Genomic DNA, 17963 nt, shown 5'->3' on the forward strand with positions numbered 1-17963 from the left:
GGCCGTCCGAAGAGAACGCTCTGGGGGTGGACGCCCCGTGTTTCAATCCGCGCTTCAGTTCGTCAATAACCTGCGTCTTCGGACGAAGCTGGCGCTTTCATTCTGCGTCGTCGTGTTCATTCCCGTCGTGGCGGTCGGCTTGCTGCTGACCGGCGAGCTGCGGAACATGGCGCTCGATAACGCCGTCGAACAGACGCTGGCCAACGTCGAGCGCGTCAAGCAGCGCACGATGGAAGTGATCAACGTGGCGAATGACATCGCCTACCGGCTGGCGAACGACGACCGGCTGGAGACGGTGGCGAACCGGAGGTACGGCACGACCTGGGAAGTCGTGGCCGCCTACCGGTCTTATCCCGATTTCGAACAGTACGTCAACCTGTACAACGAGATCTCGAACATCCGGTTCTACATGGAAAATCCGACCATGCTGAACAACTGGGAATTCATGCAGCCGGACGAGAAGATCAAGAACTCCTGGTGGTACCGGTGGGCGATGGACAGCTTCAGCGGAACCGTGGGCTGGTATTACCTGGAGGACGAACGGGACGGCCGCCATTACCTGAGCCTCGTGCGCAAAGTCTATTTTCCCGGTGCGAAAACCAGCGGCGTGCTCGTCGTCAACGTGAACATGGACACGCTCGGCACGATCGTCAGGCAGGAATCGTTCGAGACGATGATCGTGGACGACAGCGGCACGATCGTGTCGGCGAACCGCCCCGGGCGGACGGGCCTCACGCTCGCCGGCATCGAATTTGATCCGCAGCTTGCGGAAGCCCGGCAGGGCATGTTCGAACAGCAGATCGACGGGGAAGCGTACCGCGTCCTCGTCGAGCCGCTGGCGCCGAACGCGAGCGTGAACGGGCTGCGGATCATCACCATTTTCGCGGTGGATGACATCACGGCCGATGTCGACCGCATCCAGACGACGGCGCTCATCGTCATTCTCGCCGCGCTCGCCCTCGGCATCATGCTGACCTACGCGTTCTCCGGCATGCTTACCCGGCGGATGAGCCGGCTCAGCAAACATATAACGAAGGTGGCGACAGGGAACCTCACCACCGTCATGGAGATCGACGGCCAGGACGAGATCGGCCAGCTCGCGCGCCAGTTCAATTCGATGGTCTCCAGCATCCATGCGCTCGTGAATGAAGTGCAGGAATCGAACCGGCAGAAACATCAGCTGGAAATGAAGCAGAACGAAATCCGGCTCAAAATGCTGGCCAGTCAGATCAATCCGCACTTCCTGTTCAACGCGCTGGAGTCGATCCGCATGAAAGCGCATATCAAAGGTGAGAAGGAGATTGCCCAGATTGTCCGGCTGCTCGGCAAGCTGATGCGCAAGAATCTCGAGATCAGCCGCCGCCTCGCGCATCTGGAAGATGAAATCGACATCGTCCGCTGCTATCTCGACATCCAACGGTTCCGGTACGAAGAGCGGCTGAAATATGAATTGCAGATCGAGCCGGGGACGGAGTCCATCCCCGTGCCGCCGCTCATCATCCAGCCGATTGTTGAAAACGCCGTTATCCATGGTCTGGAAGGCAAAGAGGAAGGCGGCACCGTCACCCTTCGCATCGTCCGGGACGGAGAGACGGCCCTGGTCGAGGTCATCGACGACGGGGTCGGCATGGACGAAGAACGGCTTGCCGCGCTCACCGCTTCGCTTGACGAACAGGAAGGGGAGGAGCAGCGCCGGATCGGCCTGCGCAATGTCCATCAACGATTGATCCTGATGTACGGCCCGTCCAGCGGGCTGTGTCTGGAGAGCACATCCGGCGCCGGCACACGCGTCTCGTTCCGGCTGCCGGTCGGAGGTGAAAGGCTTCATGTACAAAGTGCTGGTGGTGGATGATGAACCGACCATCCGCGAAGGACTCCGCACGCTGGTCGACTGGGAATCTTTCGGCTTCCGGGTCGTCGATACGGGCGTGAACGGACGGGATGCGCTTACGAAGTACGAGCAGCACCGCCCGGATCTCATCATCATCGACATCCGGATGCCGGGCATCGACGGTCTGGAGGCGATCGAGCGGCTGCGCGCCCGCGACAAACGGCTGCACATGCTCATACTGAGCGGCTATGCGGAGTTCGATTATGCCCGCCGGGCGATGTCGCACCAGATCGACGGGTACATGCTCAAGCCGGTGGATGAAGACGAGCTGATCGATTACTTGCAGCGGCTGAGGAAGACGCTCAACCAGGAAGCCGCCGAACGGGAGCACGCCGCCGGGTGGACGCCGGAGATGGTCGTCCGGTCGCTGCTCTCGGGAACGCCTCCCGCCGCGCTGACGGAAGCGGCCGGAAACGCCGGTCTGAACGGCGCGTCATGGGAGGCCGTGGTCGTCCGGCTTCACGGCAGGCAGCTTGAACCGGAAGTCCTGACGGAAGCCTGCCGGCGCCTGGCCTGCAAACTGTCCGCGCCGGAGCGGATCTGTTACACGGCGGAAGGCGACCTGGGACTGCTCGTGATGAACGGCGCGGGGAGCGAATCGCAGCGCGCGGCGCTTATGCATGCCATTGAAGACGCGCTCGCCGGACTACATCCGGAGGTCACGGCCGCGTCCGGCGGTGTCGTGGAGAGCTGGACGGAGATTCCGCAGTCCCACGCCCGGGCGTCGGCGGCGCTTCGCCGCGGCTTCTTCCTCGAACCGGGGCGCATTCATCCGCCGGACTCCGCCCCGCGGGATCCCGGGGGCGAGCAGGCTGCCGAACCGCCGGATCTGTCTGATCTGACGGACAAGCTGACACTTGCCATCGACGTGGCCAGCGAAATTTCGATCGGCGAATGGATCAAGCAGGCGGGTTCCCGGCTGCTCGAATCCGGCAGCGATGAACAGGCGGTCAAGGCGGCGTGCGCACGGCTCGTCTCGGCCGTCGCCGCGCGTCTGGAAGCCCGGCGGCCCGGCTCGGCGGAGGAGACGCTGCAGCGCGGTCTGGTCGAGCTGTACAAGGCTTGCCGATTCACGCAGCTCATGGAGCGGATGCACAGCCTGCTGATCGAATTCGCCCGGCAGACGGAGCAGGGCGGGGCCGAGACGCAGGTGAAGAAAATGATCGACATCATTCACCGCCACTACGACCGTTCGCTCAAGCTCGAGACGATCGCCACGCTGCTGGGCTACAGCAGCGCGTATCTGGGCAAGGTGTTCAAGCACAAGACCGGCGAGAACTTCAACACCTACCTCGACAAGGTGCGGATCGAGGAGGCGAAGAAGCTGCTCCTCAAGGGGATGAAGGTGTACGAGGTCGCGGAGCGGGTAGGCTACGCGAACGTCGATTATTTTCACGGGAAATTTCGCAAATATGTGGGCATGTCGCCTGCCGCGTACCGGAAAACGGCGGGCGGAAGCTGAGATGAAACAGGCTGCTGACGCGCCGGGACGGCGCCGAAGCAGCCTGACTCATTTTAATATGATTTTCGGCATAAATTGCCGGGTATTGCGGTGAAAGCGATTCCGCTAGAATGAGGGGTGTCAAACAGGAGGGTTCGCATGGAAGCGGTAACTTCAACACAGCAAACGATCAGGACGCGGAAAGAGCGAATCAGGCGTTTTTTCCGCAAGGCGCTCCAGAACCGGTGGCTGTATGCGATGTCGCTGCCGTTCGTGGTCTGGGTGTTCATTTTCAGCTACCTTCCCCTCTGGGGATGGACGATGGCGTTCCAGCGCTACAGACCCGGCAGGCCGTTCTGGGAGCAGGAATGGGTCGGACTGGATCATTTCCGAACGCTGTTTCAGGATGAGCTGTTCTATCAGGTGCTGCGCAACACGCTGGTGATGAGCCTGATGGGACTCGTGGCGGGCTTCGTCGTCCCGATCTTCTTCGCGCTGATGCTGAACGAAGTTCGCCAGATGTTCTACAAGCGTTTCGTGCAAACGGTATCTTATCTGCCCCACTTCGTCTCGTGGGTCGTCGTCGCCGGCATCGTCACGAAAATGCTGTCCACGGACAACGGCGCGGTGAACGATCTGCTCATGTGGCTCGGCATCATCGACGAGCCGATCCAGTTCATGGCGAAGGGCAAGCTGTTCTGGATCATCGTCACGCTGGCCGATGTCTGGAAAGAGACCGGATGGAACGCGATCATCTACCTGGCGGCGATCGCGGGGATCGGCCCCGAGCTGTACGAGGCTGCGCGGGTCGACGGCGCGAACCGGATCCAGCAAATGTGGCACATCACGCTGCCCGGCATCCGCACGACGATCATCATCCTGCTCATCATGTCGATCGGCCACCTGATCAGCATCGGGTTCGAGAAGCAATTCCTGCTCGGCAACAACCTGGTGCGAGAGTACTCGCAGGTGCTCGATCTGTACGCGCTGAACTACGGTCTCGGCATGGGGCGGTTCTCGTTCGGCACGGCAATCAACATTTTCAACTCGGTCGTCAGCGTCATCCTGCTGTTCACGGCGAACGGCATTTTCAAGCGCGTGACCAAGGAAAGCATCATGTAAGGAGGAGCGCGCATGAGACGCAGTAGCCATTCGACATCCTTGACGGACCGGCTGTTCGACGTGTTCGTGTACGTGTTCGTGACGGGCGTCCTGGTCATCACGCTGTATCCGTTTCTGAACGTGGCGGCCATCTCGTTCAACGATTCCGTCGATACCGTGCGGGGCGGCATCACGGTCTATCCGCGGGAATTCACGCTGAAGAATTATGAAGTGATCTTCTCTTACGAACATCTGGGGACGGGCTTTCGCAACTCGGCGCTCCGCACGCTGATCGGCACGGCGCTCGGCGTGCTCAGCTCGTCGATGCTCGCCTACACGCTGAGCCGGAAGGACTTCCAGGGGCGGCGGTTCATCTCCGTCTTCCTGGCGCTCACGATGTACGTAACGGGCGGTCTCATTCCGTTCTTCCTGCTGATCCGCGAACTGGATCTGATGAACACGTTCGCCGTTTACATTCTGCCCGGCATTGTCAGCGCCTTCAACGTGTTCGTCATCCGCTCGTTCATCGACGGTCTTCCGTACGCGCTGCAAGAGTCGGCCAAAATCGACGGCGCGAACGATTTCACGATATACTGGCGCGTCATCCTGCCGCTCACGAAACCGGCGCTCGCGACGATCGCGCTGTTCGTGGCGGTCGGGCAGTGGAACTCGTGGTTCGATACGTACCTGTTCAACTCGCAATCCGATCATCTGACAACGCTGCAGTACGAGCTCATGAAAGTGCTGCAAAGCACGCAGTCCAACGTCGATTACCGGGCGCGCAACATGACCGAGGTCATGTCGCAAGTTTCGCCCGAATCCGTCAAGATGGCGATCACGATGGTCGTCACGCTGCCGATCCTGTTCGTTTATCCGTTCCTGCAGCGTTATTTCGTGAAAGGCATGACGCTCGGCGCGGTCAAGAGCTGACCGGCTCTGGAAATGGTTACCGAACACTTCGGGATTGGCGGGTTAGCCACGAGCTAGTCCGTTGACCAATACAACATTTTTCGACTCACAGACAGGAGGGGTATCACACAGCATGAACCGACAGAGAAAATGGTTGGTCTCGCTGCTGGCCGTCGTCATGCTGGCGGGTCTGCTTGCAGGCTGCGGCGGCAAGAAGAACGACGGCAACGGCGGAGGGAATGCCGGCGGATCGCAGACGTCCGCGAACAGCGGAGGCACCGGCGACGGTTCCGGCGATTCGCTTGAACCGATTACGTTCACATTCTACGGCGCGGACGCAAGTCCGAACTGGCAGAACATGCAGGACGCCGTCGGCCGGGCGATCACGGCGGCAACGGGCGTGACGCTCGACGCGGAATTCGAGGTCGGCGATCCGGCGCAGAAGATCGCGCTGATCGCGGCATCCGGCGATTATCCGCACCTGATCAGCCCGAAGGGCGATCTCGGCAAGCTGGTTGAAGCCGGCGCCATGCTCGACCTGACGGATCTGATCGAGCAGCATGCGCCGAACATCAAGAAGCTGTTCGGCGATCAGATCAAACGGCTGCGCTACAGCGAAGAAGACCCTTCGATCTACGTCATTCCGACGTATGCGGAAGTGGGTCAGACGTACTTCGATGCGGGCGGCGGCTTCCAGCTGCAGCACCGCGTCGTGAAAGAGCTCGGGTATCCGAGCATCCGGACGGTGAAAGACTTCGAGAACGCGATCCGCGAGTATCTCAAGAAGCACCCGACGGACGAGAACGGCAACCCGAACATCGGCCTGTCGCTCAACGCGGACGACTGGCGCATGTACATCTCGGTCACGAACCCGGCGTTCTTCACGACGGGCGGGCCGGATGACGGAGAATACCACATCGACATCGACACCTACGAAGTCACGTACCATTTCCGCCGTCCGATCGAGAAGGAATACTTCCGCTGGCTGAACCATATGAACGCGGAAGGCCTGCTGGACAAGGAAAGCTTCGTGCAGAAGTATGACCAATACCTGGCGAAGATCGCTTCCGGCCGCGTGCTCGGTCTGATCGACCAGCGCTGGGACTTCCAGGACGGCGAGAACGCGCTCAAGGCGGAAGGCAAATTTGAATACGGTTACGGCCATTATCCGGTTACGCTCACGGAAGAATTCAAGGAAACGTCGTTTTGGCCGGTCGGCTTCAGCCCGGGATGGGGCGTCGGCATCACGGTCGATTGCCCGGATCCGGTCCGCGCGATCAAGTTCCTCGACTTCCTCGCCTCCGAAGAAGGCCAGCTTCTCGACAACTGGGGCATCGAAGGCGAGCATTATGTCTACGATGAGAACGGCAAGCGCGTCATTCCGGATGAAATCACGGAGCGGAAGAAGAACGACCCGACGGGCTTCCAGCGCGAATCGGGCATCGGTCTCTACCACAACCTCGGCGCCCACTACGGCGACGGCGTGCTCGACTCGACGGGCAACTACTACACGACGAACTTCCCGGAACAAATCGTCGCTACGTACAACGAGGTCGAGAAGGAGACGCTGGCGGCATACGGCGCCACGACGTGGAAAGATCTGTTCCCGAGTGAAGACGAGTTCCCGGTCAAGCCGTGGGGCGCGGCGTGGAACATCCAGATTCCGGCAGACAGCGAACTGAACGTGCTGCAGGAGCGGATGAAGGAAATTACGTGGCGCCGCATTCCGGAAGCCATCCTGGCGCCGCCGGAGGACTTCGACCGCATCTGGGACGAATATCAGCAGGAGCTGCTCAAGGCGGGCGTCGAGAAGATGGAAGACGAATACGAGAAGCTCGTCAAGGCGCGCGTCAAACTGTGGAACGAATAATCGGGTAAGTGCGGAGAGTCCGTTTTGCGCGGGCTCTTCGTTTTTTGAGTTATTTAGTGAAGATTCCAGATATGGACCATCATGCGCAGACGGGAGAGGGACGTCATGACCGGTAAATGGGATCGATTGTGGTACCGCCGTCCGGCCGGCGTATGGGAGGAAGCGCTTCCGATCGGCAACGGACGGCTCGGCGCGATGCTGTTCGGCGGCGTCCGGCTGGACCGGATCCTGCTGAATGAAGATACACTGTGGGCGGGGTATCCCCGCGAGACGGTCGACTGCGAGGCCAGGCGGCATCTGGCCCGCGCGCGCGAGCTGATCTTCGCGGGACGGCTGACGGAGGCGCAGCGGCTGATCGAATCCCGGATGACCGGCCGGAACGTGCAGCCTTATCTGCCGCTAGGAGAATTGGCGATTGAATGGCTGGACGGGGAGGACGACGCGCCGGATTATGTGCGATCGCTGCGGATTTTCGACGGGGTGGCGGACGTTCGGTTCGCTTCGGGCGGCCTCCGGATGCGCCGCGCCTATTGGGCGAGCGCTCCGGATCAGGTGATCGTCGTCCGGTATGAGGCGGAAGGCGGGATGATGAATTTGGCGGCCGCGCTGTCGTCGCCGGTCAGGAGCTCGGTGTCCGTTATGGATGACGGCCGCACGTTGGTTCTTGCCGGCCGGGCGCCGAGCCATGTCGCCGACAACTGGCGCGGCGACCATCCGGAACCGGTGTTGTACGAAGAAGGCCGGGGCATGCGGTTCGAGGCGCGCGTCCGCCTTGAAACCGACGGCGTCGTTGAAGCGGAAGGGGAACGGCTGATCGTGCGCGGTGCATCCCGGCTCACGGCGTATATCGCCGCCGCCACGGCGTTCGTGGATTGGCGCACGCCGCCGGATGAGAGCGGCGCGCATTCGGCGCGCTGTGAGGCCTGGTTGCGGGAGGCGGAGCGATCGGGATATGAGGCGCTGTTGGAGCGCCACCTGGCGGATCACCGGGCCTTCATGGGCCGCGTGTCGCTGCGTCTTGCGGGCGGGGAAGCTGCGGGTTTGCCTGACGCAGATTCGCCGGGATCGCATGCGGCCGGCAAGGATGCGACAGGATCGGATACGGCAGGTTCGGATGCGGTTGGTTCGGCAGCCGCAACGGCAGAATCGGGACAGGCGGGAATGGACCGATCGGAAGCGGGGTGGACAGCTTCCTTCGGCTTGAATCGAGTCAGTATGAATGACCTTCCGACGGATGAGCGGCTCAAAGCGTATCAATCCGGCAATCCCGATCCCGCGCTTGAGGCGCTGTATTTCCAATACGGCCGCTACCTGCTGCTCGCGTCGTCGCGTCCCGGCACGCAGCCAGCCAACCTGCAGGGCATCTGGAACCCGCACGTCCAGCCGCCCTGGTTCAGCGACTATACGATCAACATCAACACCGAAATGAACTATTGGCCGGCCGAAGTGTGCAATTTGAGCGAATGCCATGAACCGCTGTTCGCGATGCTCGGCGAACTGGCAGAAAGCGGCACCCGGACGGCGCGCATCCATTACGGCTGCCGCGGCTGGACCGCGCATCACAACGTCGACTTGTGGCGCATGTCGACGCCGAGCGACGGCAGCGCGAGCTGGGCGTTTTGGCCGATGGGCGGCGCCTGGCTCGCAACCCATCTGTGGGAGAGGTACCTGTTCGAGCCCGATCTTGATTTTCTGCGCGGCACCGCCTATCCGCTCATGCGGGGGGCGGCGCAGTTCTGTCTCGACTGGCTCGTCCCGGGCCCGGACGGCACGCTCGTCACCAATCCTTCGACATCGCCGGAGAACGTGTTTTTGACGCCGGAAGGCGAGCCGTGCAGCGTCACCTGGGGTTCGACGATGGACATGGCGATCATCCGCGAGCTGTTCGCGGCGTGCATCGAGGCGTCCCGATTGCTCGGCACGGACGAACCGCTGCGCGGCGAGCTCGAGGCGGCGCTGGCGAAACTGCCGCCGTACCGGATCGGCAGGCACGGCCAGCTGCAGGAGTGGGCCGTCGACTACGACGAGCATGAGCCGGGCCACCGCCATGTCTCGCATCTGTTCGGCCTGTTCCCGGGCTCGCATCTGAATGAGACGACGCCGGAACTGCTGGAGGCCGCGCGCGTGACTCTGGAGCGGCGGCTTAAGCACGGCGGCGGCCATACCGGCTGGAGCTGCGCGTGGCTCATCCTGCTGTATGCGCGGCTGAAGGACGCGGAGACAGCCCGCGGGTTTATCCGGACGCTGCTTGCCCGCTCGACCTACCCGAACCTGCTCGACGCGCATCCGCCGTTCCAGATCGACGGCAACTTCGGCGGCGCGGCCGGCATCGCGGAATTGCTCGTGCAGAGCCACCTCGGCTCCGTCGATCTGCTGCCCGCCCTGCCTGCGGACTGGCGCAGCGGCGAGGTGCGCGGCCTGCACGCGCGCGGCGGCTTCACCATCGATATCGCGTGGGCGGACGGCACGCTGCGGGAAGCCCGCATCACCTCGCGGTACGGCAAGCCGCTGCGCGTCCGCCATGCCCGGCCGGTGGCCGTCTACGGCCCGGACGGCGCGCTGCTGCTGCACCTCGCTCCCGGCGAAGCGCCGCCCGCCATCGATACCGCGAAGGGCGGCGTCTATCGGATCGTGCCGGTGTAATGGACATGTGCCGCGCGCTGCTCCCGGCGCGCGGCTCGCCGCATGATGGCGGTCAAATCTCATCCCGAGGGACTGCAGCGTTGATGGCACACCACAGGGCTTCCCCGACCGGTCGGGGCAACATTTCATACGGTCACGTGGTGAACAGACGAAAAATTTTCTTCTATTTTTGATTCTCATGCCCGATCCAGCGAAATAGACGACAAATCTTCGTTTAATTTTTCAAAATTCGCCGAAATCGTCCGAGTTGCCGGAAATGGGCGAAATTTTTTCTTCTATTTTTATTGAGAAGGCCGTTTTCGACAATATAGAAGCAAATATTTCGCTTGTGCGCCTGGCCAAGCCAGGCATCGCTAGCTGGTGCAAGTCCAGCCGGGGTAAAGGCCAAGCTGCCCCGTAGCTAGCAGGCAACTTAGGGAGAAATCCGTGGGTTGAAGCCCTGGGGCGGCCAACCGATTTCTGGCGAAGATCGACTGGTACCTCATCAAGAGGCTCATGATCTTCTGCCGGAAGAAGTACAAGAAGTGGTCGCTGAGACGATCCCGCTTCTACGAGATCCTGAGGGAAGCCAGACTGCGGTCCGCTACCACGTGGCGAAGTACGTATTGCGCAAGGTGAAGAACGTCGGAAAGCCGTATGCGGGAAAACCGCTTGTACGGTTTGATGAGGAGGGGCTGGTCCCCCAGCCCTTTACTCTACATCTTGCCGGGCGAGCCAAGCCGGAGCCTTTTTGATCAACATCCCTTCGGCTCGAACAGGGCGATCTGCCGCTTGCCGGCCTTGAGCAGCGCAATCCGCCGGTATCGTTCATGCCGAAGCTTGTGCGACTTGTCTGAAATGAGCGCAATGACCGACGCGCCGGGACGAAGAAGGGGGAAGAGGCTGTCGAGCATCCGGGCTGCCGGATCGGCGCTCCCGCTCTGCCATCCGGTCAGATGGCCGTAGGGAAGATCCGCAATGACGATGTTGACGGGGCAGAACCCGCTGTCCCGAACGGCTTCTGGCGATCCGACCGTGATATCCGCCGGGAACATTTCGATGGATTCGACGGTTCCGCAGGCACGGTACCCGTCCAGCATCGCGGCGCTCTCGAGCGCCTCCGCGTGGGACGGCTTGCCGTACTGCTCATACAGCTCGCGGAGCTGTTCGATGCGCGCGCGCATGCCTTCCGCCGTGAGCAGCGACAGGTTGCGCCTTGCCGTTTCAAGCATCGACTCATCTATGTCGGATGCGAAAACGGCGCGGATTTGCGCACCATGCAGCAGACCGATGACCGTCAGCAAATATCCGCTGCCGCAGCACGGGTCGTAGATGGCATATGGGCCCGAATGGCCTCGCTCTTCCAGATAGTGAAAGCAGCGCTGCACGATCTCGTCCGCCAGCCGGACCGGAAACGGCGCGGCTCCTTTCGCGTTGTAAAGCACCCGCCCGCTGGCAAAATGCCCGCGGGGCTCGTCCGTTGCAAAACGGTATTCCAAAACGCATCACCTGAACATCACGTCATACGGGCATCATAACATAACTTACGGGAAAACGGCAGGAGTAGGACAAAGCGGAAGAGAAATGGACATGGCAGGACAGCCGGCATTTGCAAGGATCTGTCGGGCGAAAATCATCTGCGGGAAAATGCGGAGGAAGCCCGGATCAACCGCGCGTTCAATCGGATGTACATTGACGGGGGCGCATGCGATGATCGGGCCGGCCGATCGGCGACGCCTTCGTGGAGAGAGTAAGCGTCAAGACCGCAGCGTGTCCGCGGCGATGCGGCTTTCAAGTCTATCGGGCTCAAGCGGCAGCGAAGACGATGCGGGCTCAGCGTCATGCGGTAACTCGCTCGTCGCCATCCCGGACAGGCCCGGCGCAGCTAGGGATGCCGGGACATGGACAGTCGCCGCTTCAGATTCGGGACCGGCAAGTCCCGAAATCCATGCCGCGTAGAAGCGTCCGAGCATCCGGACGGCTGCGGGAACGAGCAGGACGAGCAGGAGGCCGAAGCCGCCGACGATCCAGGATTGCTCGTACGGGGTCAAGCCGAACGTACGGCCAATAAACTCGAACAGCCAGCCGTCCGCGAACAACTCGTATTCGAATTGTCCGTTGACGATCATCCGTGCGGCGGGGGAGAGTGTGACGGCCAGTGCCACAGCGGGCACGACTATCGCGAGCGTGAAGCAGACCACCCCTGACGGAAGCTGCAGCAGGCAGTAGACGATGCCGCGATACGACCGCCTGTCGGCCAAAACGGCCAGCAGACTTCTCAAGCCCCGCTGTTCACGCGCCGGTCCGCCATGATCCGCCATCGGCGCATCCGCCGGTTGCTTGCCGTTCATCCAGGCGGATGTCAGCCCGTACTCGCTTTCCATCATCCGCCGGCAGACGATCAGCACGAACGCCAGCAGCGGCAATCCGATGATGACCGCGGAAGCGGCGATGCCGACGGAAAGGCCAATGACCGCGAACAGAAACGCCCCGATTCCTTTCGGCAGCGACAGAAGCAGCAGTTTCCAGGCTTCCCATGCAGATGGTTTCTTCATGATTCGGATCCACGCCTTCGCTTTGGTGTTGTCGAATTGACTCCATCGTACCTTACCGCCGCTGTTCCCGCATCGGTTCGCGGCCTGACCGTCTTCCCCGACCCGGGTCCGGCATCTCGACCGGACGTTCGGCGAAATGCCCGGCCGAGACCGCCAGCCAAACCACCTAACGACAACCTGACAAAAACAATGAATTGTTTTTCTCTTATACGCTAGATTATTACTGTTATATGATAGAAGAGAAGCGCTTTCCGAACTAACATTTTGTGATAATTGTTAGGTTTGTTAGGTTGATCAGGTGGAGAACGGAGGTTGTACGGTTGTCGAAATCTTCTCGCTTCTCGCGCAAACATGCTGTTCCCGTACTCCTGATTTCGGCGGTGGTCATGGCGGCTGTCCTGATATTGGCGTTCACGCATTTTTCGCAAACCGACAGACCGGAAGGAGGGTTGCCCGCGTCAGCCGATACCGGGCAGGACGGCGCTACGTCCGATGAAGATCAAGTGCCGGTGCTGAAGCTGGTCGATCCCCAGGCGTCGCCCGCAACGCGCTCGCTGTTTCGGTACCTGCAGGAATCGCGGGGCAAGCGCATCCTGTTCGGCCATCAGCATGCGACAACCGAGTTCATTGCGGTGACCGGCAATCCGGTCCAGTCCGATGTCCATAACGCCACGGGTGATTTCCCCGCCATCTTCGGCTGGGATACGCTGAGCATCGAGGGCAAGGAGAAGCCCGGCATCAGCGGCAACATCGAAGCAAGCCGCGAGCGGCTGATCGAGAAGATGAAGGAAGCGCACAAGCTGGGCGGCATTATCGCGCTCAGCACGCATTTTCCGAACTTCGCCACCGGCGGCAACTTCTACGACACATCCGTCGGCGCGGTCGAGCATATTTTGCCGGGCGGCAGCAAGAACGCCGAGTTCAACGCGATGCTCGATCATGTCGCTTATGTGGCGAACCATCTGAAGGACGAGAACGGCGAGCTGATTCCGATCCTGTTCCGGCCGTTCCACGAGCAGAACGGCAGCTGGTTCTGGTGGGGAGCCCGGCTGACGAAGACGAGCGACTATATCGCGCTGTACCGTTATACGGTGGAATATTTGCGCGACCGGGCGGGCGTGCGCAATTTCCTGTATGTATTCTCGCCGAACGGACCGTTCGCCGACGATGAGAAGACGTATCTCGCGACCTACCCGGGCGACGAGTACGTCGACATTCTCGGCATGGACCAGTACGACAATCAGGATCATCCGGGTACAAAAGGATTCCTGAACGGCCTGGCCCGGGACCTCGCGATGATCAACCGGCTGGCGGACGCGAAGGGCAAGATTGCGGCGCTGGCCGAGTTCGGCTACAGCCCGCAGGGGATGAAGACCCGGGGCAACGGCGATCTCGCGTGGTTCACGAAGGTGCTGGACGCGATCAAAAACGATCCCGACGCGCGGCGGACCGCCTACATGCAGACTTGGGCGAATTTTTCGACAAACGGCAATCTTTTCGTCCCTTATAAAAATGCCGCGCTGCTGGGCGACCACGAGCTGCTCCCGGACTTTATCGCTTTCTACGAAGACGAATACACGGCGTTCGCCGGCGATCTGTCCGGCGTGTACGACAGGAAGGCGGAGGCCGCCGTGAAAGATCCGTTCCTTCATATCGCGACGCCGACGGCCGGTACCGAGGTCGTGGATTCTGCCGTGATCCGGGCGAGGGTGCTGCACGCCGAACCGGCGGAGGTGACGTTCGCCGTCCGGGGCTTGGCGGAGCACCAGCCCATGACGTTGGATGCCGACACCGGCTATTACATGGCCATATGGCAGCCGGACAAGTCGCGGATCGGCGGAAACGCCATTATTGAGGTGAAGGCGTCCCTCGCCGACGGAACCGTGCTGGAAGATGCGGTCGAGATCCCGGTCGGATCGGGCGAGCCGCCGGTCGCGGAACTGCTGCATGATTTCGAGTCGTCGGACGAAGGCTGGACGATCAACAACGACAGCGGCGGCATATGGAACACCGCCGGGGCGGCGGGGCCCGAGCCGTCGACGGATGCGGCGTCAAGCGGCGGTTCGTCGCTCAAGGCCGATTTTCAGCTCGGCGGCGGCAGCTTCGAACTCGCACGGGTCGGCGACGTCGACCTGAGCGGCGCACTGGCGCTCGAAGCGAGGGCGCTCGTCCGGCTGGGCGAAAGTGCCGACGCGGGAAACGGCGTGCGCGCCAAGCTGTACGTCAAGACGGGGGACAGCTGGGCATGGACCGACTCCGGCGAGAAGGTGCTGGACGAGGGCGGGTTCGTGACGCTCCGCTTCGATCTGTCCAACGTCGGCGGATTGGAAGCGGTGAGGGCGATCGGCCTGCAGATTTTGACGGATCCCGACTCTAAAGGCACGGCCTCGATCTGGCTGGATGAAGTGACGTTGTACCGCCCGGCTGCTCCATAAAGAGGATCGACCGGAGGTCATGCCATGCGTCCGATCTCAGAAATTGCGCCCAAGGCGGTGCTGTTCGACCTGTTCGAGACGCTCGTCACCGAATTCGGGAACGGCAGGCGCCGGGCGCGCCGTCACTACGATTACAAGTCGCTTGACCGCGGCAATCCGGTATGAATATGAAGAGGAGATGAACGCCATGGACGACGCCGGGTCGCACAAGCCGAAGCCGGCGCTGGCCGGCTGGCTGCTTGTCTATGTGGAATATACGGTGCTGGTTTTCGTGCTGCGGGGATTGTCGCTCTTTTTTCTCCTGACCGGCGATATCGGTATCATGGCGGGGAGCGGTGATTTCCGCTTTCACTTTTGCACGTCCGTGCTGCTGGAGCTCTTGTCGGCGGCTGTACTTGTGTTGATCTGGCGACGCAGCCGGATCGCGCCGTGGGCCGTCGTGGTCCGCGAAGCGGCGGTGCCGGCCGTCATCGCGGCGCGGGTGCTGCTGTTCGGTGCGGAGAGCGAAGTATGGCTGCCCGGCATTGCGGAGACTGCGGCCGGCATCGGCTGGATCGTCTGTTTTCTGCGGTCGCGGCGCGTGCGCGGATATTTCGCGGCCGGGCGAGGCACGCGGAATTGACCCGCGCCATTTCGCATCCGGACATGCCAGAACGGCGGACTCTGTGCTATAATGCTGTAGACTGAAAAGCTTGAGGGGGAACCGCATTTGCGCATTGGAGCAATCGAAGCCGGCGGAACGAAATTCGTGTGCGGCGTCGGCGACGAACACGGCAACATCGTGGACCGCGTATCTTTCCCGACGGAGAGGCCCGAGCCGACGCTGGAACGGGTCATCGACTACTTCCGGGACAAAAAGGTGGAGGCCATCGGCATCGGCACGTTCGGTCCGATCGACATCGATCCGTCCAGCCCGACCTACGGGCATGTGACGACGACGCCGAAGCCCGGCTGGTCGGGATTCGATTTCCTGGGCACGATGAAGCGGGCGTTCGACGTCCCGTTCGGCTGGGACACCGACGTGAACGCCGCGGCGTACGGCGAAGCGGTATGGGGAGCCGCCAAAGGGCTCGACAGCTGCGTCTACTACACGTTCGGCACCGGCGTCGGCGTCGGCATCTTCACGGAAGGCCGGCTGGTGCACGGCCTGCTTCATCCCGAAGGCGGTCACGTCCTGACGCGTCGTCATCCCGACGATACATATGAAGGATTCTGTCCGTACCACGGCGACTGTCTGGAAGGGATGGCCGCAGGACCGGCGATCGAAAGGCGCTGGGGCGTGAAGGGAAGCGAGCTGCCGCCGGACCATCCGGCATGGCCGATGGAGGCGTTCTACATCGGACAGGCGCTCGCGTCGACCATCGTGCTGCTCTCGCCGAAGAAAGTCATTCTCGGCGGCGGCGTAATGCACCAGAAACAGCTGTTCCCGATGATCCGCGAGGAAGTGAAGCGGAATTTGAACGGTTATGTGGCACACGACGCCATCCTGAAGGGCATCGACGATTACATCGTGCCGCCGGGACTCGGCGACAACGCCGGATTGTGCGGAGCGCTTGCCCTGGGACTCGCCGCGCTGCGCGTCCAATCATAATGAGAAGAACGGCTGCCTTCCCGTCTGTTGCGCGGGAAGGCTGTTTTCGCAATCGGGAGGCCCGCCGGGTATGACGGTTTTGCAGAACATCTCCATGTTTCTTGCGCTATTCAACCTGTTGTTCGCCGCGACGATCGTCTTTCTGGAACGGCGCAATGTCGCGGCGACATGGGCCTGGATTCTGGTGCTCATCTTCCTGCCCGGTCTCGGATTCATCCTGTACCTCATCCTCGGGCAGAACCTCAGCCGCCGCCGTTTCTACAAGATTCGCGCCGCGAACCGGAAGCGGATGGAGCGCATCGTGAACCGGCAGCGCGAGATGTTCGCGGAGAGCCGAATCCGGTTTAACGACCCGCGGATGGAGCCGTACCGCGATTTCATGTATATGAATCTGTCGAGCGCGCACGCGATCTATTCACAGGACAACGCGGTGGACATCTTCAGCGACGGGGAAGCGAAATTCGACCGGCTGCTTGCCGATATCGAGGCGGCGGAAGACCACGTTCATCTGATGTACTACATCGTGCGCGACGACGAGCTGGGCCGGCTGCTGATGGACAAACTGGTCGAGAAGGCGGCGGCCGGCGTCGAAGTCCGCTTCCTGGCCGATTATATCGGCTCGCACCGGCTGCCGCGGCATTTTTTCCGGCCGCTGACCGAAGCGGGCGGGCAGGCGGCGTATTTCTTCCCGCTGAAGCTCGGACTGCTCAGCCCGCGGCTGAACTACCGCAACCACCGCAAACTGGCGATCATCGACGGCCGGATCGGCTATATCGGAGGGTTCAACGTCGGCGACGAATACCGCGGCCGAAACCCGCGTTTCGGTTACTGGCGCGACACGCATCTGAGGGTGGCGGGCTCGGCCGTGCAGCAGATGCAGGCGCTGTTCCTGCTGGATTGGAACCTGGCCGCGCCCGACCGGGCGGTTGTCGCGGGGGAGCGGTATTTTCCGGAGAAAAACGGACCGGGGCGCGTCGGCATGCAGATCGTCTCGAGCGGCCCCGACCAGGACCAGGAGCAGATCAAGAACGGCTTTATCAAAATGATCCACGAAGCCGAATCGTTCATCTATATCCAGACGCCGTACTTCATACCGGACGACAGCTTCCTGACGGCCATCCGGATCGCGTCGCTCTCCGGGGTCGACGTCCGCATCATGATCCCGGCCCGTCCCGACCACCGGACGGTCTATTGGGCGACGTTCGCCCATCTCGGCGATCTGCTGCAGAGCGGCGTGAAAGTGTATCTGTACGGCAAAGGATTTCTGCATGCGAAAACGATGGTGGTGGACGGCAAAATCGCCACGGTCGGCACGGCCAACATCGACAACCGCAGCTTCCGCCTCAACTTCGAAGTGAACGCGTTTCTGTTCGACTCGGAAACCGCGGGACGGCTGACGGCCCTGTTCGAGGAAGATCTCAAGGAATGCGTGGAACTGACGACGGGCATGTATCAGGACCGTCCGATCCTGCACAAGGCGCGTGAATCGGTGGCGCGGCTGCTCTCGCCGATCATGTAAAAACATCAGCCATGACGTGCGCAAAGGCT

General features: G+C 61.6%; 14 protein-coding genes. 12 read left to right on the plus strand and 2 right to left on the minus strand.

The window, feature by feature from the left end:
* The first annotated feature begins 37 nt into the window (after positions 1-37).
* The 7 genes from THECO_RS07510 (at position 38) to THECO_RS07540 (ending at position 10589) form a co-directional block, all read left to right on the plus strand.
* Positions 38-1852 (plus strand): sensor histidine kinase, encoded by a 1815-nt coding sequence (locus THECO_RS07510; protein ID WP_015254431.1) that lies wholly within the window; start codon positions 38-40, stop codon positions 1850-1852.
* Positions 1827-3353 carry a response regulator transcription factor gene (locus THECO_RS07515; RefSeq protein WP_015254432.1) on the plus strand — a complete coding sequence of 509 codons (1527 nt, stop codon included), beginning with the start codon at positions 1827-1829 and terminating at the stop codon, positions 3351-3353. Before THECO_RS07510 ends, THECO_RS07515 begins: the two co-directional genes overlap by 26 nt.
* Before the next feature lie 138 nt (positions 3354-3491).
* Positions 3492-4454, plus strand: coding sequence for an ABC transporter permease (locus THECO_RS07520; RefSeq protein ID WP_015254433.1), 963 nt, complete (start codon positions 3492-3494; stop codon positions 4452-4454).
* Between the two features lie 12 nt (positions 4455-4466).
* Positions 4467-5363, plus strand: coding sequence for a carbohydrate ABC transporter permease (locus THECO_RS07525; protein ID WP_015254434.1), 897 nt, complete (start codon positions 4467-4469; stop codon positions 5361-5363).
* A 112-nt stretch (positions 5364-5475) separates the two neighbouring features.
* Complete coding sequence (locus THECO_RS07530) at positions 5476-7212, plus strand: ABC transporter substrate-binding protein (RefSeq protein WP_015254435.1); 1737 nt, start codon at positions 5476-5478, stop codon at positions 7210-7212.
* Between the two features lie 105 nt (positions 7213-7317).
* A complete protein-coding gene (locus THECO_RS07535; protein ID WP_015254436.1) occupies positions 7318-9855 on the plus strand; it encodes a glycoside hydrolase family 95 protein in 2538 nt (845 codons plus the stop codon).
* A gap of 431 nt (positions 9856-10286) precedes the next feature.
* Positions 10287-10589 carry a hypothetical protein gene (locus THECO_RS07540; RefSeq protein WP_041853849.1) on the plus strand — a complete coding sequence of 101 codons (303 nt, stop codon included), beginning with the start codon at positions 10287-10289 and terminating at the stop codon, positions 10587-10589.
* Here the strand turns inward: THECO_RS07540 and THECO_RS07545 are convergent, their stop codons facing one another.
* Both THECO_RS07545 and THECO_RS07550 read right to left on the minus strand, forming a co-directional pair.
* Entirely contained in the window at positions 10590-11333 is a 744-nt protein-coding gene (locus THECO_RS07545; RefSeq protein WP_015254437.1) for a hypothetical protein, read from the minus strand.
* Positions 11334-11591: 258 nt separating this feature from the next.
* Positions 11592-12389, minus strand: coding sequence for a sensor domain-containing protein (locus THECO_RS07550; RefSeq protein ID WP_015254438.1), 798 nt, complete (start codon positions 12387-12389; stop codon positions 11592-11594).
* 320 nt (positions 12390-12709) lie between these two features.
* Between THECO_RS07550 and THECO_RS07555 the strand changes: the two genes are divergently transcribed.
* The 5 genes from THECO_RS07555 to cls all read left to right on the plus strand — a co-directional run bounded on the left by THECO_RS07555 (position 12710) and on the right by cls (position 17934).
* Positions 12710-14824 (plus strand): beta-mannanase, encoded by a 2115-nt coding sequence (locus tag THECO_RS07555; RefSeq protein ID WP_015254439.1) that lies wholly within the window; start codon positions 12710-12712, stop codon positions 14822-14824.
* A gap of 24 nt (positions 14825-14848) precedes the next feature.
* Positions 14849-14989, plus strand: a complete 141-nt coding sequence (locus THECO_RS21645) for a hypothetical protein (RefSeq protein ID WP_015254440.1) — start codon at positions 14849-14851, stop codon at positions 14987-14989.
* Positions 14990-15011: 22 nt separating this feature from the next.
* Entirely contained in the window at positions 15012-15446 is a 435-nt protein-coding gene (locus THECO_RS07560) for a hypothetical protein (protein ID WP_015254441.1), read from the plus strand.
* A gap of 87 nt (positions 15447-15533) precedes the next feature.
* Positions 15534-16415, plus strand: a complete 882-nt coding sequence (locus THECO_RS07565; RefSeq protein ID WP_015254442.1) for an ROK family protein — start codon at positions 15534-15536, stop codon at positions 16413-16415.
* Between the two features lie 70 nt (positions 16416-16485).
* Positions 16486-17934, plus strand: a complete 1449-nt coding sequence (cls, locus tag THECO_RS07570) for a cardiolipin synthase (protein ID WP_015254443.1) — start codon at positions 16486-16488, stop codon at positions 17932-17934.
* The last annotated feature ends 29 nt before the right edge of the window (positions 17935-17963 follow it).

The sequence above is a fragment of the Thermobacillus composti KWC4 genome (assembly GCF_000227705.2).
Classification (GTDB): Bacteria; Bacillota; Bacilli; order Paenibacillales; family Paenibacillaceae; genus Thermobacillus; species Thermobacillus xylanilyticus.